Here is a 21,427-nt window from a genome sequence, read left to right as displayed (position 1 = left end):
CTCTTATTTAAACCACTTATCATAAATTTTGTCAAAAGCTCCATCTTTTTTCATTTCTTTTAATGTTTCATTTATTTTTTTACAAAGTTCTGGATTTTCCTTAGATGTTGCTACAACATAATCTTCTAATCCAAAATCTTCTTTTAATACTTTATATTTATCTTCACCTTTTTGTCCCATATAGTATCTAATTAAAACTTCATCACCAACAACTGCGCTAGTTCTACCTATCTCTAAGTCTCTAAGTGCTTTATCATAAGTATCATAAAGAACTGGTGCTCCACCCTTTAAGCTATTCATAAAATCTTTATCTTTTTCTACTGCATCAAGAGCTGTTGAACCTTGTTGAGTTCCAACTTCTTTATCTTTTAAATCAGCTTTTGTATTTACTTTTGAATCACTTAAAGTAACTATTATTTGTTTATTTTGTAAATAAGGTTCTGTATATGATACTATTTTCTTTCTCTCATCTGTTATAGAATATCCATTCCATAATACATCTACAGTTTTTGAATCATTTAACTCTGTTTCTTTCATTGACCAATCTATTGGTTGAAATTTAACTTCCATTCCAAGTCTCTTAAATGTCTCTTTTGCTAAATCAACATCAAATCCCACTGTTTCTCCTTTTTCATCTAAAAATCCCATTGGTACAAATGTATTATCAAATCCTACAATTACCTCTTTTTTTGATGCATTTGAAGCATCTTTATCCTTTTCATTATCTGATTTTGAGCAACCTGCCATTCCACTTACTAAACCTAACATAATTGTAAATAATCCTAATTTTTTTAATATATTTTTCATAATATTCTCCCTCGTCTTTTAAATTTTTAAATTTTAAATATTTTGATTATTTCAGAAAAAATGTATCTATTGCAATATAATTCTCTGCGCGCTTAAAAAATTATATTAAAAAACTCCCGTCTCTAGCTATTGCTAGAGGACGGGAGTTAAATCTCGTGGTTCCACCTCTGTTCATTAATGCCTCACGACACTAACCTCTTTAAGTACAATAAAAATTATACTCTAGCACTATAACGGATGCAAGGATACCGGGAAACTCCTAGTAAAGTATTTTTACTCTTTCAGAGTCCTGCTCAAAGATGTGTTCAAAGTAAAATCTATTGCTCCTCTCACCAATCGGAAACTCTCTGTTTAAGATTACCTACTTTTACTATTTCTTTTCATCGCATTTAATGTTGTTTTGAATTCTTATTTATGATATTGATTTTATATCATAAGGCAATATCTGTCAATATATATTTTAAAATAAATATAAAAATCTAATTCCAAGGTACAACTTCTACCTCACCATAGCATCGTTCTACCAATCTATTAGAATACTCTCCTTTATATCCCAAAATAAAAAGCAAAACAAGCTCAATATATCTTGTTCCTATTGAAATGATATTCCAAATGTCTTCAACTTCTAATGTAGCTCTATGAGCTTTTCTACTTGGATGAACTATACTATTTCTTAAATAAATAACTAAATCTATTCCATCATCAAACTTCTTTTTTATCATGCTATCAAATATGTCTAACTCATATTTACCATATGGTATCTTACATATATCAAGTAGAAGTCTGATATTTTTAGATGCCAAATTATGGTCAAAAGTTTCATCTGTAAGCACCTTATTTTGCTCTACCAGCACTACATATGACAAAGTTTCAAGTGCAATCTGTACAGATATTATATTATTTTCCATAGTCACACTTCCAAGAGACTCTATATACCAATCAACGACACTCTTTATCGCGGAGCCATAATAAAAATCTTCTAATTTTTTACACATGAGACTTATATATTTTTCTATATTATGATAGTTCGACAGCGTATCTGACCATGTTGGTACATATCTAAAAGGTGTTATTTGATTTTCATTCCAAATTCTATAAACTTCATTCCCATTTCTATATCCTTTTGCCAAACAAAATCCAACATATCTGCCACACATAAAACTCAAGGCTGTTGATATTCTATCTAAAAGATTTATTGTATTATTAGTTCTAAAAATTTTACCATCTTTTCTTCTAATCCTACCTATATGAGTTATTATTGCACCAGATTTAGACTTTAAATCTGACTTCAATTCTTTTCTATAATCATACCGTTTATCTATAGTAACAACATAATCATTTATATCAAATTCAATTCTACCTGCATATACCTTATCATTGTATTTTATAAGTTTTCCAGGTATTTTATCTAAGTTTATTATATTAAAATCTACATGTTCAACATAAGAGTTTTTAGATTTTATACAATCATCATTGATATATCCCTCTATCACAAAATCACTTAGAGTGTTTATTGTTATAGAAATAATCTTATAACCATAGACTTCAAGAATAGCATTATCATAGTCCAAAACTAAGTTCTCATCTTCATTTTCTATATCTTCAATGCAACCTATATCTGCTTTAAAACTTATGGATATTGGAGGTGTCATTTTATAATAAACTTTTCCATTACATCTATATTTCTTATCTAAATATATACAAAATCTACCTTCATAGATACTAATATCTTCATTGATACCATAGCTTAAATATTCTGATGTTATAGAATCATCAATTTCTTTCATTTTTATTCCCACCTTTGCTTTTGTATAATAACATGGGGATTTCATTTCTTTTTTATTTAGTAAAACCCAATCTATTATATAATTCAATATATTATTTTTATTAATTATGTATTTTATAATTTCTTATAAAAACAGTATCATTCTAGTATCATCGTTTGTTAGAGACATTATGTATTTTATAATTTTTTATTTATTAATAATACCTAAAATAGATTTTAAGAAATCATTTTATTACCATAGCTTTTATTCATTTAGATATTATCATTCATATATGTACATTGTCAAAGAAAACATTTAATTTATTAAATATTTTCTTTAACAATATATTATTATAATCTTATAAATAATCTATTTAATAAACTGAATCTATTTCATTAAATGATTTTTCAAAATAAAAATGGTAGCTTTAATTTGTTATTTCAAAACTACCATTAGATTATGTATATTTTCTTTTAACATATAAAGCTTTTACTCATTACAACGATTTTTACTACGTTTATTTAGTCTATATATTCAAAATATTATGGCACTCATAAAATTGGAACCCAAAATTCAATCAAACTTTTACCATCCTTATCAACTAATTCTCCATATCTCACAAAATCATATTTAGCATTTTCATTTAACTGGCATGTTGACTGAGGTAACCATTCTTTATAAGCATAATCTACAACAGGTTGTAAGCTATCTTCTCTCTTTGCTTTAAAGGTAAAAACTATATTTTGCACATTCACCTATAACAGAAAAACCTAGTCGTGTATTTCCTTTATAGCCTACTAAAAGAATTTTGTCATTTTCAACCATTTTAACTTCCATTATTCTATCACCTCTCAAAGTTTCTTTTCCATCAACAGTAAACTTTAATTGTACAGGATGAAAATCTCCTTTTTTTCTAAATGATTGTGGGCTACATTTAAGCATAGCCTTAAATCCAATTGTAAATGATTGTTGTGTTTCATATCCAGCAAATAGTGAAATTTCCATAATTGGCTTATCTGTAAAAATTAGTAACCTTCTAGTCTGATTGTACCTAATTCTGTCTTAGCTATTTTCACATTTCTTGCTATTGTCAAAAAAAATTAATCACTAATAATGATGGCAACCCGTAAAATTTGGATAATATATCTTTACTCAAGGTTAGATAAGGTATTTCTTATGTCCTTTTCTACTAATGACTTCATATTATCATTATAAATATTTATATCTGCATTACTTAATTCCGCTCTTATACGATGAATAAGTTGTTTCTTATACTTTATGATATTAGGTAATGACTGAATAAAATTTCTCGATACAGAAGGCTTTTTATCCACAATGTGACTTAGTATACTATCTATATTCATTTCAATTTTATTATCAGTATCCCACTTAGCATTTGCAACTATTAACAACAATCCTCTTGTACGAATATATGAACTTTCATTATTAATCATTTCTAGAAAATAATCAAAAAAACAGTATGTAATGTTTGATTTTTTACTTTCATTTTCTAGAAATAAAAAAGTTTTATATGCTTCATTATGATTTTTTGAACATAATTCTTTAATAAGTAAATCAATATTTTCCAATATTTTCATCTCCTTTGTAACAAATATTTATTTAAGCTGAGTATAACATAACAAAAAATAAATAGAAATAATTGCGATACCTATATAAATATTATCTGTTAATCAATCTGATTTACATCAATGCATGTTAATACTCAATTGTCATTTAAATTCTGTTAATAAGTAATATAATTTTTTTCTAAATTATACTAGCAAAAAGACGCTCCTTTCTGAGCGTCTTCATAATATAAAAATCTAATATTCTTTTAAAGTTCATTGCGTTTTATTTGTAATTAATAAGTTATATAATAAATAGACTTAATAAATATATTATATAACTTATATTTATTATAGTTCCTTTTTTAAAGTTTCTTTTAAAGTATCATATGCAAAATCCATTATTTCTCTACAAGCAACTAAATCTTTCTTTAAGTCTATACATAACTCTGAACCATACTCATTTCTTACTGTTGTTGTCAAATCTTTAGCATATGCTTTAGCTTTAGTACTTTCACCCTCATGGTTTCTACCTCTTACATATCCAATTATTATATTTGAGGCATTTACTGCACCACATAAACTAGCAACTCCACAACCTGAACCTAATCCACTACCTAAACAAACTGGTATATCTGTATTAAACTCTTCATTATATGCTTTTATAACTGACTCTGCACAATTAAACCCTTTTTCATGGTATTTTGATGCTATAACTTTATTGCACATTAAAACTCCCCCTTATCAATGTAAATTAAAAATCTCTTCTAACATAATTATATCAAATATTAACAAAAAAATCACTTTTAACCAATTTAACTATTTTCTTCTAAATCTAATAGTATTTTTTTTAAGTCAGAATGATTCCCCATATATCCACCAATATTATTTTTACCAACAACTCTGTGACAAGGTATTATTATTGGAATTTTGTTGCTTTTACTTGCTTGTCCAATTGCTCTAACAGACTTTGGATTATTTATATTTTTTGCTATTTCTGAGTATGAGAGTGTTTTTCCATAAGGTATTTTTAACATTTCTTCATAGACGGACTTTTGAAATTCAGTACCATCAACACGTATTTTCAAATCAAATGTTTTTCTTTTTCCATTAAAATAATCATCTATCTGATTTATTGCCTCTTTTAAATCTTCTTCACTTCTTTTTATATCTATTCCTTTTTTAATATATTCTTCTTTTAAATTATTAAATTTTTCATCTCCTATATCTAAACTAACTACAAAACCATCTTCACTCAATATGTACAAATTTCCTATTTTAGACTCATAAACATCATATACTAAATTCATATAACGTCCCCCCTTTTATATTAGTATACATATAATTTTTCAAGTAATAAAGAGTTACCCTAAAAAATAGAGTAACTCTTTTTATAATTGTTAATACAATAGTAATTTATTTAGATAGCTATAAATTTTCAATATGTGAAACATTAATCTTCTATATTTTTAAAAGCTTTAGAAAGCATAAGTTTTATCCTGTTAAGCTGATTCACCTCGCTTGCAGAAGGGTCATAATCAATAGGAATTATATTTGCATTCTTATATAATCTTTTTAATTCTTTTATAGAACCTTTACCAATTATATGATTAGGTAAACATCCAAAAGGTTGCATACAAATGATATTTTCCACACCTTCATTCAACAATTCAACCATCTCACCTGTTAAAAGCCATCCTTCTCCAGTTTGATTTCCTAATGATACTACTGGTTCTGTATTTTTCGCAACTGTTTTTATATTTCCTGGAGCGTAAAATCTTTTACTTTTATCAAGTGCTTTTTTATATACTCTTTGGTATATACTTGTTATGTATATAAAGGCTTCTCCTATCATTCTACTTTTTCTACTTCCTTCTAAATGAGTGTGTTTATAAATAGTATTAAACGCACAACTTAAAAAGAAATTTGTAAGGTCTGGTACAACTGCTTCAGCACCTTCTCGCTCTAATATATTCACTAGATTATTGTTTGCAATTGGATGAAATTTAACTAATATTTCTCCAACTAAACCTACTTTAGGTTTTTTAATATCTAATATCTCTAGGTTATCAAACTCATTTACTATCTCTTTTATGTTTTTAGTAAATACAGAAATTTTAGCTTTGACTAGAGATTTTTTACATATATCAACCCATTTTTCATATAGAGTATTTGTACTTCCAATAACTTTCTCATATGGTCTCACTCTATAGAGTACTTTCATCAATAAATCTCCATATACAACAGACATAAAAAGTCTATTGATTAATTTTAGAGATACATTATCCATTATCCCACTATCTTCTATTCCATTTACACTAAGTGCAATAACTGGAACATCTTTAAACCCTGCATCATACATAGCTTTTCTTAAAAATCCAATATAATTTGTAGCTCTACAACCGCCACCAGTTTGAGTTATTGCAACAGATGTATTATTTAAATCATATTTTCCAGACTTTAATGCTGTTATTAATTGACCTACTACTATTATAGCTGGATAACAAGCATCATTATTTACATACCTCAAACCTTCCTCAATAACACTACTATCTGTATCTTTTAAAATTTCTATCTTATATCCACTCAGATTTACAGCTTCTTCAAGGAATTGAAAATGTATAGGTGACATTTGTGGTGCTAATATAGTATGTTTGTTCGTTATTTGATTATTCTTTGCATACTGTATTCTATCTACTTTCATATTTTTTACATCTATATTTTTACTTTCTCTCTCAAACATAGCTGCTTTTAAAGACCTCATTCTTATCTTTGCAGCTCCCAAATTATTACCTTCATCAATTTTTATAATAGTATATATTTTAGATTTTTCATTAAGTATTTCTTGAACTTGGTCTGTAGTTACTGCATCCAAACCACACCCAAATGAATTAAGTTGAACTAATTCTAAATAATTTTTATCTCTTACAAAACTAGCTGCTTTGTATAATCTTGAATGATAGACCCATTGGTCTACAACTCTAAGTGGTCTTTGCATATTTGCTAAGTGACATATAGAATCTTCAGTAAGTACTGCCATATCTAAAGAATTTATAAGCTCTGGCATTCCATGATTTATTTCTGGATCTATATGATATGGTCTACCACATAATACAATTCCCTTTAAGTTTCTCTCTTTTATCTCCTTAAGTGCTCTTTCACCTGCTGCTTGCATCTCCATCTTAAATGAATTTTGTTCATCAGTCGCTTTATCAACTGCATGATTAATTTCTTCCTTAGTTATATTTATACCATTAAAACGTCTTGATAATTCCTCATGAAGTCTCTTTTTCAACTTTTCCTTATCATTTAGACTTATAAATGGATTTATGTAATTTATATTTTTGTTTCTTATATTTTCCACATTATTTTTTATTACTTCAGAATAGGATATTACGACAGGACAATTATAATAATTATCTGCACTTAAATCTTCTTTATTTTCATTGGTTACACTAGGATAAAATATATTCTTTATTCCTTTTGAAATTAAATTTTCTATATGACCATGAACTAATTTTCCAGGATAACACACTGTTTCAGAAGCAATGCTAGTTATACCAGTTTCATATAATTGTTTTGATGACCTATCTGAAAGTACAACTCTAAATCCCATATCATTGAAAAATGTAAACCAAAATGGATAATCTTCATACATATTTAATACTCTTGGTATTCCTATCTCTCCTTTTTTTGCCTTATCTTTTTCTAATGGTTTGTATTTAAAAATCCTATCATATTTATACTTAAATAGATTTATGGGGTTTTTCTTTTCTAAACCTATCTTTTTATCGCCATAAATGGCTTCTCCCTTCTCACATCTGTTTCCTGAAATAAAAATTTCATTATCAGAAAATTTGTTTATTGTAAGAAGACAATGATTTGAGCATCCTTTACATCTAATTACACTTGATTCTAATTTTATACTATTCAATTCTTCTTTGGATAATAAAGATGTTTGATATCCACTTTCATACTTCTCTCTAGCTATAAGAGCTGAACCAAAAGCACCCATAATTCCAGAAATATTAGGTCTAATTACATTTTTGCCAATTAGCCTTTCAAAACTTCTAAGTACTAAATCATTGTAAAATGTTCCACCTTGTACAACAATATTATTTCCAATCTCATTTAAATCTCTGATTTTTATTACTTTAAATAAAGCATTCTTTATTACAGAATAAGATAAGCCTGCTGATATATCTCCAACACTTGCCCCTTCTTTTTGAGATTGTTTTACTCTCGAATTCATAAACACAGTACATCTTGAACCTAAATCGACAGGGCTTTGAGAATAGATACCTTCATGTGCAAATTCTTCGATTGTCATAGATAAAGAACTTGCAAATGTCTCTAAAAATGAACCACAACCTGATGAACAAGCCTCATTTAATATTATATTATCAATTACACCCTCTTTTATTTTTAAACACTTCATATCTTGACCACCAATATCAAGTATAAAGTCTACATCTTTATTAAAAAATTTAGCAGCTTTATAATGTGCTATAGTCTCTATTTCTCCATTATCTATTTTTAATGCTTTTTTAATAAGTCCCTCTCCATATCCAGTTACAGTTGAACTTAAGATTTTAACGTCTTTTGGTAATATATCATATATTTCATTTATGACCTTGATTGTTGTTTTTAGTGGATTCCCTTCATTACTATTATAGTAAGAATATACTAGATTCCCATCTTCATCAATAAGCGCAGCCTTAGTAGTAGTAGAACCTGCATCAATTCCTAGATAACAATTTTTCTTAATTGAATTTATATCTACATAATCTATTTTTTCTTTTTCATGTCTTCTTAAAAATTCTTCATACTCGTTTTTATCTTTGAATAAAGGTTCTAATAAATTTACTTCTCCATCTTCAATATTTTTTATATTGTCTAGTTTTTCTATTAGAGATTTAAGTTTTATACTATCTTCATCTACTGATAATAATCCTGCTCCAATAGCAATATAAAGCTGTGCATCTTCTGGGAAAATTACATTTTCATCTTTTAAATTTAGTACTCTTTTAAAAGCTTCTCTAAGTTCAGATAAAAAATACAATGGTCCACCTAAAAATGCAACATTGCCTTCTATTTTTCTTCCACAAGAAAGAACACTTACTGTTTGTACGACAACTGCATTAAAAATACTCATTGCTATATCAGTCTGCTTAGCTCCATCATTTATAAGAGGTTGAATATCTGTTTTAGCAAAAACACCACATCTTGAGGCTATTGGGTAAATAACATTGTAGCCTTTAGCTAATTCATTTAAACCACTAGCATCTGTCTTTAAAAGGGAAGCCATTTGGTCTATGAATGCTCCAGTGCCACCTGCACATATACCATTCATTCTTTGATCTATTCCTCCACTTAAATAGGTTATTTTTGCATCTTCTCCTCCAAGTTCTATAACAACATCAGTTTCCGGATGGAAATATTCTATTGATTTTGTACTAGATATAACTTCTTGGACAAATTTTACCCCAAGTTTTTTTGAGATTCCAATTCCTCCTGAACCAGTTATTATAATGGTTGCATTTATATCTCCCAATTTTTCGTATATTCCATTTAGTACTTCTTTAACTGATTTCTTCACATCAGAATAATGTCTTTTATATTCTTTATGAACTATATTGTTATTATTAAGTACCACAACCTTTACTGTTGTAGAACCTACATCAATTCCTATATGAAATAATTCATCCATTGTACCCCTCCATACTTATATGCTTTTTTAATTTTTGTAAGTTCTATGGCTTTATTTTAAGTAAGTTATTTTATAATTTTTATGATTAATATTTTTATTTTATGATTCTTTTATTAACCAAGCTTACTCTACTAGGTAATTTCTAATAATACCTTTAAATTTTAAATAAGAACATATAGTTAGTGTACTAAATTTTGTCATAAATTTCTACAGATTTTTGTTACTTTTTACATAAATATAACTTAACTCTAATACCAATTTAATGTTCATATATTATAAAATATCTTCATTCAAAAAAAATGGTTGTCAGTACACAATTCCTTATTGCATATAGACAACCATTTTTTTGTATATTATTTTTATTTTAATTACTTCTATTTATCATATTTATGATACGAGCATAAATATAAAGTGAGCTGCTGCTCCTGCACATAAACCACCTATTGTATGAGAAAGAATTGCTTTTCCAGCTAATTGTCTAGCATTTAATGCATCCATCATACCAATATGTGTACTTAAATATCCACTCCAACACATACCCATTGCTGTAAATACTGCTATATCATTAGGAGTTATAGCTCCTGATTTTATAAATTCTGGAACTAAAGACATTGCTGCTCCAACAGCTCCTAATGAAGTTATAGGGAATGCTATTGCTTCTGGTGATGTAAATCCAAATAATGGCTCTAATATAAATCCAAGCTTATCCCCAAGAACTGGAAGTAATTTTATTCCTTCATATGCAGCTCCTGTATAAACCTCTTGACCTGTAGCAGGGTCTGTAGATGGTCCAAAAGTTAATAACATAACCAATGTACATACTACTAGGACACCAGGGATTATAGCCATTCCCATATCTACACCCATCTTACCACCTTCAAGAATAGCATCTAGACCTCTTTGGAATACATTTCCTTCTCTTATTTCTCTAAATTCAGCTTTTTTCTCTAATGTTCCTGCTGCTTTATCTTCTTCTGGATTATAGTTATAGAACTTCTTAGTAAATGTCAACATTATTCTAACACTTACAACACTACCTATTACTGCACCTAAGTTACCAATCAATGCTGGCAATACATATTCTGTACCTTGAGATATCATAAACGTTGTTAAGATAAGTCCCATACCAAAAGCTGTTCCTAAATTACATAGTGCTGGAACTTGATATTGTTTAAAATACTGTGTGAATGTTTTATCTTTAGCAAAAGGTATAATAGCTGGATTATCTGATAAATAAGTTGTTATAGCCCCTGCTATACTAGCACCAGGTAATCCGTATAAAGGCTTCATAAATATAGCGAAAATTTTATTAATTAATGCTATTACTCCAAACTCTGAAAGTAGTGCGCTTAATGCGCCTGCAAGAACTGCCATAGCCATAATTAAGAAAACTGTCTCTAATAGTAAAGCATGTGCTGTACTCATTATTACTTTAAACATCATTCCTGCGCCCATAATACTACCAACATATCCAAATCCAACTATTAGTAATATTATGAAAACAAATGTCTCCATGCTTACTGCCTTAACCTGTCTCCTGTCTGTTAACTTCTCCATTTTGAATCATCCCTTCTTTTCTTTTGTTGTAAAGCTTAACAAAACCTTTTCTCTTTTTTAATTATACTTATAAATATTACTCTTTGCAACTTTATTTGTCATTTTTTTATCATAAATAAAATGAAAACCAGTATTCCAATAATAAAAATTTTTCAGATTTCTGCAAGTTTTCGACATATTATCTTTCATATATAAAATGATACAATTTCTTACTAAATAGATATAACCTCCTCTAACGACCTAATATCTAATAACAAGTTGTAACTTATAACTTTTATATTAATCAAAAAAGATTATGAAAAATTTTTTCCTTCAATATTTTTCATAATCTTTTTTTCTATTTTTATAAATTTTTTTCAAAAATTTTTTTTTAGTTATGTATTATTTTAATTTTTCAGCTATATATTTTACTAAATCAACAGTTCTTGAGGAATATCCCCATTCATTGTCATACCATGAAACAACTTTGACCATATTATCCTCTATAACCATTGTGGACAGAGCATCTATGATAGATGATCTTGAATCTCCTCTATAATCTATAGAAACAAGTGGTTTGTCACAGTATCCTAAAACACCCTTTAATTCTCCTTCAGCAGCTTCTTTTAATACAGAATTCACTTGCTCAATTGTAACGTTTTCTTTAAGTTCACATACTAAATCAACAAGTGAAACTGTTGGTGTTGGCACTCTAAGTGAAAAACCATTTAATTTTCCTTCTAATTGTGGTAATACTCTTGACACAGCTTTTGCTGCTCCTGTAGTGGTAGGTATTATAGATTCAGCCGCTGCTCTCGCTCTTCTCAGGTCTTTGTGGCTCTTATCTAATATTCTTTGATCGTTAGTATATGAATGTACAGTAGTCATTAAACCTTTTACTATACCAAATTTTTCGTCCAATACTTTAGCAAATGGCGCTAGGCAATTTGTAGTACAAGATGCATTTGAGATTATATTATGCTTTTCATTATCATATTGTTCTTCATTAACTCCAACAACTATAGTTATATCTTCATTTTTTCCTGGAGCTGTTATTATTACTTTTTTTGCACCTGCTTTAATGTGTTTTTCTGCCTTTTCTCTTTGTGTAAATAATCCTGTTGATTCTATAACTATATCAACCCCTAACTCTTTCCATGGTAATTCTTCCGGGTCATTGTATCTCAGTATTTTTATTTCTTTAGAGTTTACTATTAGTGTATCTTCATCCTTTGCTTCTACCTCACCTCTAAAAATTCCGTAACATGAATCATATGTAAATAAATGTGCCAAAGACTCTGTTGTTGCTCTTGCATTTATGGCTACAATTTCTATATTATCTCCTAATTCTTCTTGAGCTATTCTCAACACAGCTCTTCCTATTCTTCCAAATCCGTTCATTCCTACCTTAATTTTCATTATGAAATGTCTCCCTCCATTACTATGTTTTTACATGATTATTGTACACTAAATAATTCATTTGTTCAATACTTTTTCTAGATTAAATAATTAAATTCTGTGTTTTTTTATTATCAAAAGACAATTAGTGTATCATTTTTATCTCTTTTAACCCTTATTTAGTATATACTTTTTAATATAAAGAGGCTGGAGGGACGTATTTTGCCCAATGTCCCTTGGGACATATTTCACCACTATTTTTTTGAATTTTTAAACTATATCTATATTTGAAAATACAATATGCATTAAAAGATTATCTCTCAATACAAAAACATCTAAAGATTACCTAAAAATAACCCTTAAATTTTTGTATTGATTAATTTACATCTTAAAAAATAAAACAAAAAAGAGATTATATCATTATATGAATAAAATAAATTTTTATACTTTACTCACTTACATAATACAATCTCTTTTCTGTATAATTATTCAAATAATTTAGTTCCTAAACTTACAAACATTTGTAAAATTAAAAATGCTTTTGTATCTATCTTATGATTACTCTGTAAAATTTTTTTTGCTTCATCTTGTGAAACTAAAATAGCTTCAATATCTTCATCTGGTTCTAAGAATTCATCAGTTATATTACCATCGCATATACAGTAAACAAATGCAATCGATTCATCACTCATACCAGGAGATAGATATACTTTCTCATTACTCTTATTTTTTTGAATTTCTAAAAGAGTAAGCCCAGTTTCTTCTCTAAGTTCTCTTTCAACAGAAATATCTATAGATTCACCCTTATCGATAAGACCTGCTGGCAATTCATATATATATCCATTAATGGGTACTCTAAATTGTTTTATTAAAATTAATTTTTTACTACTTTTATGAAGACCTACTATTGCAACTGCATCTGCACTATCTTCTTTATTTTCAAGATAAATACTTTTTAGTTGTTCACTGCTTTTTCTTGATGCTACCATCCATATCTTATCTTCATCTAGCTTATTTTTATACTCAATTTCAAAAAGTCCCATAAACTTACTTTCAACCAATGGATTTATATTCTTTATTATAGTTTTTTTCAAATTTACTACGACCTCTCTTTATTTAAATATCCTTAAGTAATTATAGACATAATACTTTAAAATAAGTATTGGATACAGTTTCTTATATCTCCATTTCTAAGTTATCTTTATCTATGAACCCTACTTTAATTTCACAATCAAATATTTCTTTTAATAATTTTGCTAACTCTTCTCTTGCACTCATTACTTGATCTAAATTTGCATTAGTAAAACCATCTATAGGGAAAAATATATTTTTTGAACTACTTGTAATTTTTCCTTCTTCACCTTGTCTCCATATCCATCTTCTAGTTTTTACCATATCTCCAACAGAATAAATTAATTCTCCTTCTTCCATCAACTCAACTTCAGTTTCTCCAAATGGAATAAATTTATCCCCTTTTTTTGAAAATCTAACAAATACATCATCATCTCTAAAATCCATATCATGTGCACCCATTGGAAGTAGATATTTTAAAGAAACAGAGTTTCCTAAGTCTACAATAGGATTTATATGTGGAAGCTTTTTATTTTTAGCAACTCTTGTTGTCATCGCTTCTATCGAACTCATAAATTTATTTGGATTCATCCCTAAACTTCTAAATGCTTCTCTGTATGGTATAATTTCTTCTGCTTCTTTTACCTTTTTATCTTTAAAGTACTCTTCTACTCTGTCTATGCTTATATCTAAAAGATTATTTATTCTTTCAATTTCTTTAGTATTGTCTATTCCTTTTGCAACTACTACACCAAAACATACATTTTCTAATTTATCAAATACTTCTTTTTCTACTATGAATTTCATTTTGCCTTGTCCTCCTGTTATTTTACATTATTTTCTAAGTAAATTTTATCACTTTATGTCTTATAAATATACCCCCTATTTTAGCAATTGTTTAATTTTTTTAAATTTTCCAATTAATACAATATTAGTTCTTATGAAATATTTTTTTATATATAGTAATTATAGATTAGGCTTTTAAAAAAAATATTCTTGCTTTATAATGTATAATATATTTTTATTATACATATTATGGAGGTAATATTGTGAAAAATTTGATTTCTATATATTTTATAATTATTAATATTATTGGTTTATCTTCAATGTATATTGATAAGAAAAAAGCAATAAAAAATAAATGGAGAATAAAAGAAGCTACCCTTCTTGCCATAGCAATAATTGGAGGTAGCATCGGTTCTATCATTGGAATGTATTCTTTTAGACATAAAACTAAACATATTAAATTTACACTTGGGATACCATTTATAATATTACTACAATTGTTATTATTCTATTTTTATATGCTTTAAAGTGATTTTTAAATATAATAATTCTATTTTTATTAATAATTTAAGGTGTATAAATTTTTTAATTTTATACACCTCTTATCTAGCAATTCATAAAAATCTAACCAATTAAATTAATGACCTTTATGTTTGGCTTTTCTTTTTTCTTGTTTCAAAGTAAAAAGTCTTTCTTTTTCTTCTTCTTTTCTAGACTTAGCTAGTATTTTTTTATCTTGTTTTCTTTCTTCATGTTGAAGCTTAAGAGCATTTTGCGCTTTAGTTCCTATAGTTTCTTTAGACTGTTCTTTTTTTACTTTTCTCTGCATTCTTTTGTATCCAATATTGTCTTTAGATACATTTTTATCCAATTTGATACTTCCAAAATTTAATGAAAAGAACTTTTCAAGTATGAATTCATATACTTCTACATCCTTAGGTTCTGCTCCAAAAACTACCCTACACACCTCATATTTTTTACCATCTTGTCTTTCGAATATACCTATCCAAAACGGTTCTTCAAATAAGACTGTTAATTTTCCACTAACATTATCCATTGCTAGTTCCTCCTATTTATTTGCTTTATTTCTAAAGAATGGACAACCAAGGAGGCAGGTTACTGACAGCAATTGCTGCGTCTGGACTACCAACCAGACTGTGTTTTTATCTTCATCAGTTAAATATTAACTTTTTTATTTTAATTTGTCAATGTTGACATAAATTTATCTTCCTTACTATTGCTATTAACAACTTTAAATATTATCCATTATTTCTCCATGCATAAACAAAGCTGCTTCTCCAGAAATTTTTACATCATTATCTTTTAATAATTCACACTGAATAATGCCACCACGATTAGAAAGTTGTGATGCTATCATTTTATCTTTTCCCAACTTTTCAGCCCAATATGGTATAAGACTACAATGAGATGAACCTGTAACAGAATCTTCTGAGTCTAATTCTGGACAAAAATATCGAGATACAAAATCTGTATCAGTTCCTTGTGATGTAATTATAACACCTAGCCAACCTGTTAATTTACGTAAATCTTGATAATTAGGTGTATAGTCTATAACTTCTTGTTCATTACTTAGTAACAATATTAAATCTCTTGAAGAGTAGATAGCCACTGGTGTACAACCCAGTAAACTACGTTGTTGTACTGATAATTCAATTTCAATAGGTTCTCTGTTTGGAAATATCATTTCATATAGATTCCCATTTAGTGTAACTTCAAGAGTTCCACTTTGAGTAAAAAAACAAAGTTTCTTAATATCTATATCAATAAAATTGGATATAACATAAGCTGCAGCTAAAGTTGCATGACCACATAAATCAATTTCTTCTTTAGGTGTAAACCATCGTAAGTCATAATTTCCATTATTTTTAACTACAAAAGCTGTTTCTGGAAGATTATTCTCTGTTGCTATTTTCTGCATTAATTCTAGTGATAATCTCTTTTCAGGAACACAAACACCAGCAGGATTTCCTTTAAATAATCTATTTGTAAATGAATCAACTACATAATATTTCATTATTCACACCTTCTTTCTAATTTAAAGTTAGGAATACATTCATATTATATTATCCCATATTTAAATAATCAAAACAAATTACTATTTCTTATGAATTTATATAATTCAATATCTTACTCTCGACAAGTATTTATTGAAATACAAAACTAGAATACTTCTTTATCAATATTTCAATAATATTTTCTTTTCTGATAAAATCTCTTCTATAAATCTCTTCTATACTAATTGTAGTGACTTTTCTTTAAACCACATTATGCCAGTAATAATTGTTGCACATACATCTGCTACCAATTGAGTTGCAATAAGACCTTTCATACCCCATAAATTTGTGAAGATCAACAAAAATGGAATGAACAGCAAACCTTGACGACATATACTTAGCATACCACCTTGTTTTGCTTTTCCAATTGCTAAAAAGTAATTTCCTATGACAATTTGAACCCCTAATGTCATAAATGAAATAGCATCAACAATTAAAGCAGTTCTTCCAATTTCCAATACTTTAACTGATTCTTGATTAAATATATAAATAAATTGCTTTGAAAATAAAATGCACAAAGCTCCAAACAATAAATTTACAACAGTACTCCAATATATTGCTGTCTTAGTAGCTCTTTCAACTCTATCTATTTTTCCTGCACCATAGTTATATCCAATCAGAGGAGAATAACCTTTTAAAAAACCATATAAAGCATTTGATTCCAAAGACATAAGGCGGTTAACAATTCCCATAGCTGCAATAGCAGCTTCTCCAAATGGTTTAGCAACAATATTAGTTAAACTCACTGCCCCACCAGTCAAAAATTGGAAGAAGCAAACTGGTAGACCGATTTTGAAAATCTCTGTGTAAATAGTACGCTTGATTTTAAAATAACTAAAAGAAATTTTCAAAAATGTATGCCCTTTTAAAATATAAAATCCATAAAATGAGGTAGAGACAAGTTGTGAAATTAATGTTGCAATAGCTGCACCAGAAACTCCCATATGACATCCAAATATTAAAACTGGGTCTAATATGAAGTTTGTTAATCCACCAAGCAACATAGCAGTCATACTAAATGAAGAACTCCCTTCTGCAACTATCATATTATTCATCATTATATTTAAAACATTGAATATAAGCCCCAAAATATATATCAAACCATATTCTCTTACATAATAAAGTGTGCTATCTGTTGCCCCTAAAATATTCATAAGAGGATTAAAAAATAATAGCATAATTGTAACCAAAACAGTGATTAAAAATATACCTGAAAAGAAAGCTATACTACTACAAGCCTTTACTTCCTCATATTCTTTTTTACCAAGAAGCCTTGAAATATAAGAACCTGCACCACTTCCAAAAAGCAATCCTATTCCAGTACCAACCATAGTTAATGGATATACTAAGGATACTGCAGCAGTTTGCAGTGTCCCCAAACGACCTACAAAGAAAGCATCAACAATATTATATAATGCTGATACTATCATCCCCATCATAGTAGGCATTCCTAATTTTAACAGTGATTTCCTTACATCTTCTTTTTCTAAAAGATAGATTCTTTTTTGATTTCCATTCATATCAATCATCCTTTCAAATGTTTTGTTTCAATACAGTATAGTTACTAAACATATTTTTAAAAATAATTGCTACCCTCTACGATAGCAATTTTTTCACACACAGCCATTACTTTTCTTCTAATTTTTTATCAATACTTTCTTCAAAAGCAGAAAAATAACTCAACATATACTCATAAAAAGGCTCTGGCATATCATCTAACAGTTTGAGTGATTCATCATTAGTTTGCTTATGATATTCTTGATGAGCTTTATAATTTTTCATTCCATCATCTGTAAGGCTCAAAACTACTTCTGTATCAGAATCAGGAGATACTTTTTTTACTACAGTTCCTTTATCTACTAGTTTATAAATCATCTGAGAAGCTGCTCCTTTTGTAATACCCAAAACATCTGCAAGAGATGTAATGTTTATTCCAGGATTATCACCAACAGCTGATATTGTATGAATTTCTGATTTTGATAATAGAATCTCTGTTCCATAAGTTCGCTTTTTATCTTCCCACTGATTGTATTTGTGAATAATACGTTCCATCAATGTAATTAGTTTAGAATAATCTCTCATACTTTCACCTCTATTTGTTTAGTTTCATTACTGTTTAGTTACTATACATATTATATCTTTACTTATCAATTGTCAAGTTTCTCTTTAAGAAATATCCAAGGATTTATTTTCATAATTGAATGAATCCTTATTTCTGAACCTCCATATAAAAAAGGAGTACTATTTTTTGTACTCCTTTTTTATAAATTTTATTTTTTATATAGATTAAGATTACTATATTATCTTAATCTTCCAAATTGTTAATTTGACTTAAAATTATAAATTGGTTTCAATATATTAATTATGTCAACTGTTTCTCTTATATTTTCTACAATCTCATCAATTGGCTTATACGCTTGAGGTGCTTCATCAATGGTTTTAATATTTACACTCGTTGTAAATACATTTTTCATAGAATCTTCATAATCTTTCATATTTATACTTCTTTTGGCTTCTCCTCTTGAAAGTATACGTCCTGCTCCATGAGGTGCAGAATTAACCCAATCTAAATTTCCTTTTCCTACTCCCAAGATAACACCATCTCTCATATTTATAGGAATCAATAACTTTCTTCCTTCATACGATGCTATAGCTCCTTTTCTTAGTATTCTGTTTTCAATTTCTATATAATTATGTATAGTTTGAAAATGGTCTAAATCATTGAACTTAAGACCTATACATTCTTCAATTATTCTTTTAGCCATTGTATTTCTGTTTAATTCAGCATATTTTTGTATAATATCCATATCATGAAGATAATCTTCCATCAATTTTCCTTCTAAATAGCATAAATCTTTTGGTATTTTAGGGGTAAAATTATGTTCTTCTTTAAGCGTTATCAATGCATCCTGAATTTCTTCTTCTCTATTTTCCTTTTTGTACTGCTCAACAAGTCTTTTACTGTCTTCATCAAAGCTATTGCTAATTCTGACATAGTAATCATAAGCTTTTTTTTGGTAGTATTTTGCTACCCTATTGCCAAGATTTCTACTACCATAGTGTATTATTAAATATTTATTTTTTTCACTATCTTCATTTAACTCAATAAAATGATTTCCCCCTCCAAGGCTTCCAATAGCTCGATTATATTCCTCTGTAGCTTTTCCTATACCTTTTATACAATATAATGATTCTATCTCTTTTTTATAGTTTGCTTTACTATATTTATTTATATTAAATCCATGAGGTATTTTTTTTCTTATAAAATCATCTATCTGTTTCAAATTCAAATCAACTTTACCCAGATTTACACATATAACCCCACACCCTATATCTACTCCAACAAGATTTGGGACTATTTTATCTTGTATTGTCATTACAGTACCTATTACACAGCCAGAACCTGCATGACAATCTGGCATTATTCTTATCTTAGATTTTGTTGTAAATTCCTGATTACATAATTCTATTATTTGACTTATTGTTGTACTATCTACATTATCTGTAAATATTTTTGCTTTATTGTATTTTCCTTGAATCTCTAGCACTAATACCACATCTTTCTAAACTATATATTAATTTTAATATCATATTCTGTTAAAAAAATATATTCAAATAAATTTTATATAAAAAATAATAACAAAAATATTGCTTTTATTTTTATATAATCAAATTTATAATGTATTAAAAATAACATAAAAATGTCCATCTTTCAATATATATACTTTTCTTATGTGATATCATTGTAGATTTCAAGTTTTTATTCATTTAAATATATTCATTATTTTTTTACTATTTTTGTAAAACCAATCCCATAGTCATACTATCATCAGAATATGCTTCACCTTTGACATTATTAAAAATTTCAATAGATTTAAAGCCAATATCTTTAATTTCTGTAAAAAAACTCTCTTTTGAAAAGTATTTATTCCAAATATAAAATACATTTTCACTTCCTTCTGTTATAACAAGAGTTTGTTCTAATGTATTGTAATCACTATATTTGCAATTATCTTGTATACACATATATCTTTCACTACTCCAAAAGCCTCCATTTTCATTTATTTCCCATGTTTTAACTTCTTTAAAATCATCGTATTTATTTATTGTAAATACATCTAATATCAACTTTCCTCCAGGTTTTAAACTCTTGTAAATATTCTCCATCAATAGACTTCTGTTTTTAGTTGATAAAGCTCCATAATCACAATAAATTAAAGTAGCTATATCAAATTCTTCACTGTAATTCATATTTAAATAACTTTGAAATAAATATGTTATATTTAGATTTTTCTTTTCATTTCTACTTTGTGCATAATTAATAGAACGTTTTGAAAAATCAATTCCAGTTACTTTATAACCTTTCTGTGCAAATCTTTCTGAGTATAATCCTGGACCACATCCTAAATCGATTAAATTTGGATACTTATCTGGAGATGCAACTTTAACTATCCAATCTACAGAATCATTAATAAAGTCTAGACTTCTACTTGCTCCTTCAAAATCAACATCTAAATGTGCTTTTAATAACTGTTTTGAGATATATTCATCATCCCAAAAATTAACTTTACTTTCCTTATAAAGTTCTGGTTTTTCTAAATACATGCATAATTTGTTTAACAAAACATACCACTCCTTAAAATTTATTTATAAAATAAAAAAAACCACAGATTTTACTCTGTGGTTTAACTTCAAAAAGATGAGTTTAAATAA

Annotated in this window: 19 protein-coding genes and 1 other annotated feature; of the genes, 1 reads left to right on the top strand and 18 read right to left on the bottom strand. The window is 27.7% G+C overall.

All coding sequences use genetic code 11. The features are described 5' to 3' along the window. Positions 1–3: 3 nt before the first annotated feature. From IC219_RS01815 to IC219_RS01760, 12 genes are all read right to left on the bottom strand, one after another. Positions 4–807 (bottom strand): amino acid ABC transporter substrate-binding protein, encoded by an 804-nt coding sequence (locus tag IC219_RS01815; protein WP_227435931.1) that lies wholly within the window; start codon positions 805–807, stop codon positions 4–6. A 132-nt stretch (positions 808–939) separates the two neighbouring features. Then, positions 940–1,200, bottom strand: a binding site (T-box leader). A gap of 86 nt (positions 1,201–1,286) precedes the next feature. After that, positions 1,287–2,594: a hypothetical protein gene (locus IC219_RS01810; RefSeq protein WP_227830999.1), complete on the bottom strand. Its 1,308-nt coding sequence runs from the start codon at positions 2,592–2,594 to the stop codon at positions 1,287–1,289. A 530-nt stretch (positions 2,595–3,124) separates the two neighbouring features. After that, positions 3,125–3,322: a GyrI-like domain-containing protein gene (locus IC219_RS01805; RefSeq protein ID WP_227831000.1), complete on the bottom strand. Its 198-nt coding sequence runs from the start codon at positions 3,320–3,322 to the stop codon at positions 3,125–3,127. Continuing rightward, the gene (locus tag IC219_RS01800; protein WP_413926924.1) at positions 3,297–3,629 is read right to left on the bottom strand and encodes a helix-turn-helix domain-containing protein; all 333 of its coding nucleotides are present in this window, start codon (positions 3,627–3,629) and stop codon (positions 3,297–3,299) included. The genes IC219_RS01805 and IC219_RS01800 overlap by 26 nt, the downstream gene beginning before the upstream one ends. A 92-nt stretch (positions 3,630–3,721) precedes the next feature. Further along, positions 3,722–4,162 carry a SufBD protein gene (locus IC219_RS01795; RefSeq protein WP_227831001.1) on the bottom strand — a complete coding sequence of 147 codons (441 nt, stop codon included), beginning with the start codon at positions 4,160–4,162 and terminating at the stop codon, positions 3,722–3,724. 327 nt (positions 4,163–4,489) lie between these two features. Beyond that, positions 4,490–4,867 (bottom strand): C-GCAxxG-C-C family (seleno)protein, encoded by a 378-nt coding sequence (locus IC219_RS01790; protein ID WP_227435923.1) that lies wholly within the window; start codon positions 4,865–4,867, stop codon positions 4,490–4,492. A gap of 86 nt (positions 4,868–4,953) precedes the next feature. Continuing rightward, a complete protein-coding gene (locus IC219_RS01785; RefSeq protein ID WP_227435913.1) occupies positions 4,954–5,448 on the bottom strand; it encodes a methylated-DNA--[protein]-cysteine S-methyltransferase in 495 nt (164 codons plus the stop codon). A 143-nt stretch (positions 5,449–5,591) separates the two neighbouring features. After that, entirely contained in the window at positions 5,592–9,848 is a 4,257-nt protein-coding gene (locus tag IC219_RS01780; RefSeq protein ID WP_227483143.1) for a 2-hydroxyacyl-CoA dehydratase, read from the bottom strand. A 387-nt stretch (positions 9,849–10,235) separates the two neighbouring features. Beyond that, complete coding sequence (locus IC219_RS01775) at positions 10,236–11,405, bottom strand: hypothetical protein (protein ID WP_227483144.1); 1,170 nt, start codon at positions 11,403–11,405, stop codon at positions 10,236–10,238. Positions 11,406–11,786: 381 nt separating this feature from the next. Further along, positions 11,787–12,803, bottom strand: a complete 1,017-nt coding sequence (gap, locus tag IC219_RS01770; protein WP_227831002.1) for a type I glyceraldehyde-3-phosphate dehydrogenase — start codon at positions 12,801–12,803, stop codon at positions 11,787–11,789. A gap of 464 nt (positions 12,804–13,267) precedes the next feature. After that, positions 13,268–13,876: an NUDIX hydrolase gene (locus IC219_RS01765; RefSeq protein WP_227831003.1), complete on the bottom strand. Its 609-nt coding sequence runs from the start codon at positions 13,874–13,876 to the stop codon at positions 13,268–13,270. A gap of 82 nt (positions 13,877–13,958) precedes the next feature. Beyond that, positions 13,959–14,660, bottom strand: a complete 702-nt coding sequence (locus IC219_RS01760; protein WP_227831004.1) for a phenylalanine--tRNA ligase beta subunit-related protein — start codon at positions 14,658–14,660, stop codon at positions 13,959–13,961. Positions 14,661–14,902: 242 nt separating this feature from the next. Here IC219_RS01760 and IC219_RS01755 point away from each other — a divergent pair, with 242 nt between their 5' ends. After that, the gene (locus IC219_RS01755) at positions 14,903–15,166 is read left to right on the top strand and encodes a DUF1294 domain-containing protein (RefSeq protein WP_227831005.1); all 264 of its coding nucleotides are present in this window, start codon (positions 14,903–14,905) and stop codon (positions 15,164–15,166) included. 110 nt (positions 15,167–15,276) lie between these two features. On the opposite strand, the gene IC219_RS01750 is transcribed toward IC219_RS01755, so the two are convergent. The 6 genes from IC219_RS01750 to IC219_RS01725 form a co-directional block, all read right to left on the bottom strand. Next, the gene (locus IC219_RS01750; protein ID WP_227483147.1) at positions 15,277–15,696 is read right to left on the bottom strand and encodes a YjdF family protein; all 420 of its coding nucleotides are present in this window, start codon (positions 15,694–15,696) and stop codon (positions 15,277–15,279) included. A 195-nt stretch (positions 15,697–15,891) separates the two neighbouring features. After that, positions 15,892–16,674 (bottom strand): PhzF family phenazine biosynthesis protein, encoded by a 783-nt coding sequence (locus IC219_RS01745; protein ID WP_227831006.1) that lies wholly within the window; start codon positions 16,672–16,674, stop codon positions 15,892–15,894. 216 nt (positions 16,675–16,890) lie between these two features. Further along, positions 16,891–18,234, bottom strand: a complete 1,344-nt coding sequence (locus IC219_RS01740) for an MATE family efflux transporter (protein ID WP_227831007.1) — start codon at positions 18,232–18,234, stop codon at positions 16,891–16,893. A 106-nt stretch (positions 18,235–18,340) separates the two neighbouring features. Further along, positions 18,341–18,796 (bottom strand): MarR family winged helix-turn-helix transcriptional regulator, encoded by a 456-nt coding sequence (locus tag IC219_RS01735; protein WP_227435888.1) that lies wholly within the window; start codon positions 18,794–18,796, stop codon positions 18,341–18,343. A gap of 239 nt (positions 18,797–19,035) precedes the next feature. Further along, complete coding sequence (locus IC219_RS01730; protein ID WP_227831008.1) at positions 19,036–20,262, bottom strand: RtcB family protein; 1,227 nt, start codon at positions 20,260–20,262, stop codon at positions 19,036–19,038. A gap of 244 nt (positions 20,263–20,506) precedes the next feature. After that, positions 20,507–21,337 (bottom strand): class I SAM-dependent methyltransferase, encoded by an 831-nt coding sequence (locus tag IC219_RS01725; RefSeq protein ID WP_227831009.1) that lies wholly within the window; start codon positions 21,335–21,337, stop codon positions 20,507–20,509. Between the last annotated feature and the right edge of the window lie 90 nt (positions 21,338–21,427).

Source organism: Clostridioides sp. ES-W-0018-02 (assembly GCF_020658175.1).
Taxonomy (GTDB): domain Bacteria; phylum Bacillota; class Clostridia; order Peptostreptococcales; family Peptostreptococcaceae; genus Clostridioides.
This window is presented reverse-complemented; position numbering and strand designations above follow the sequence as displayed.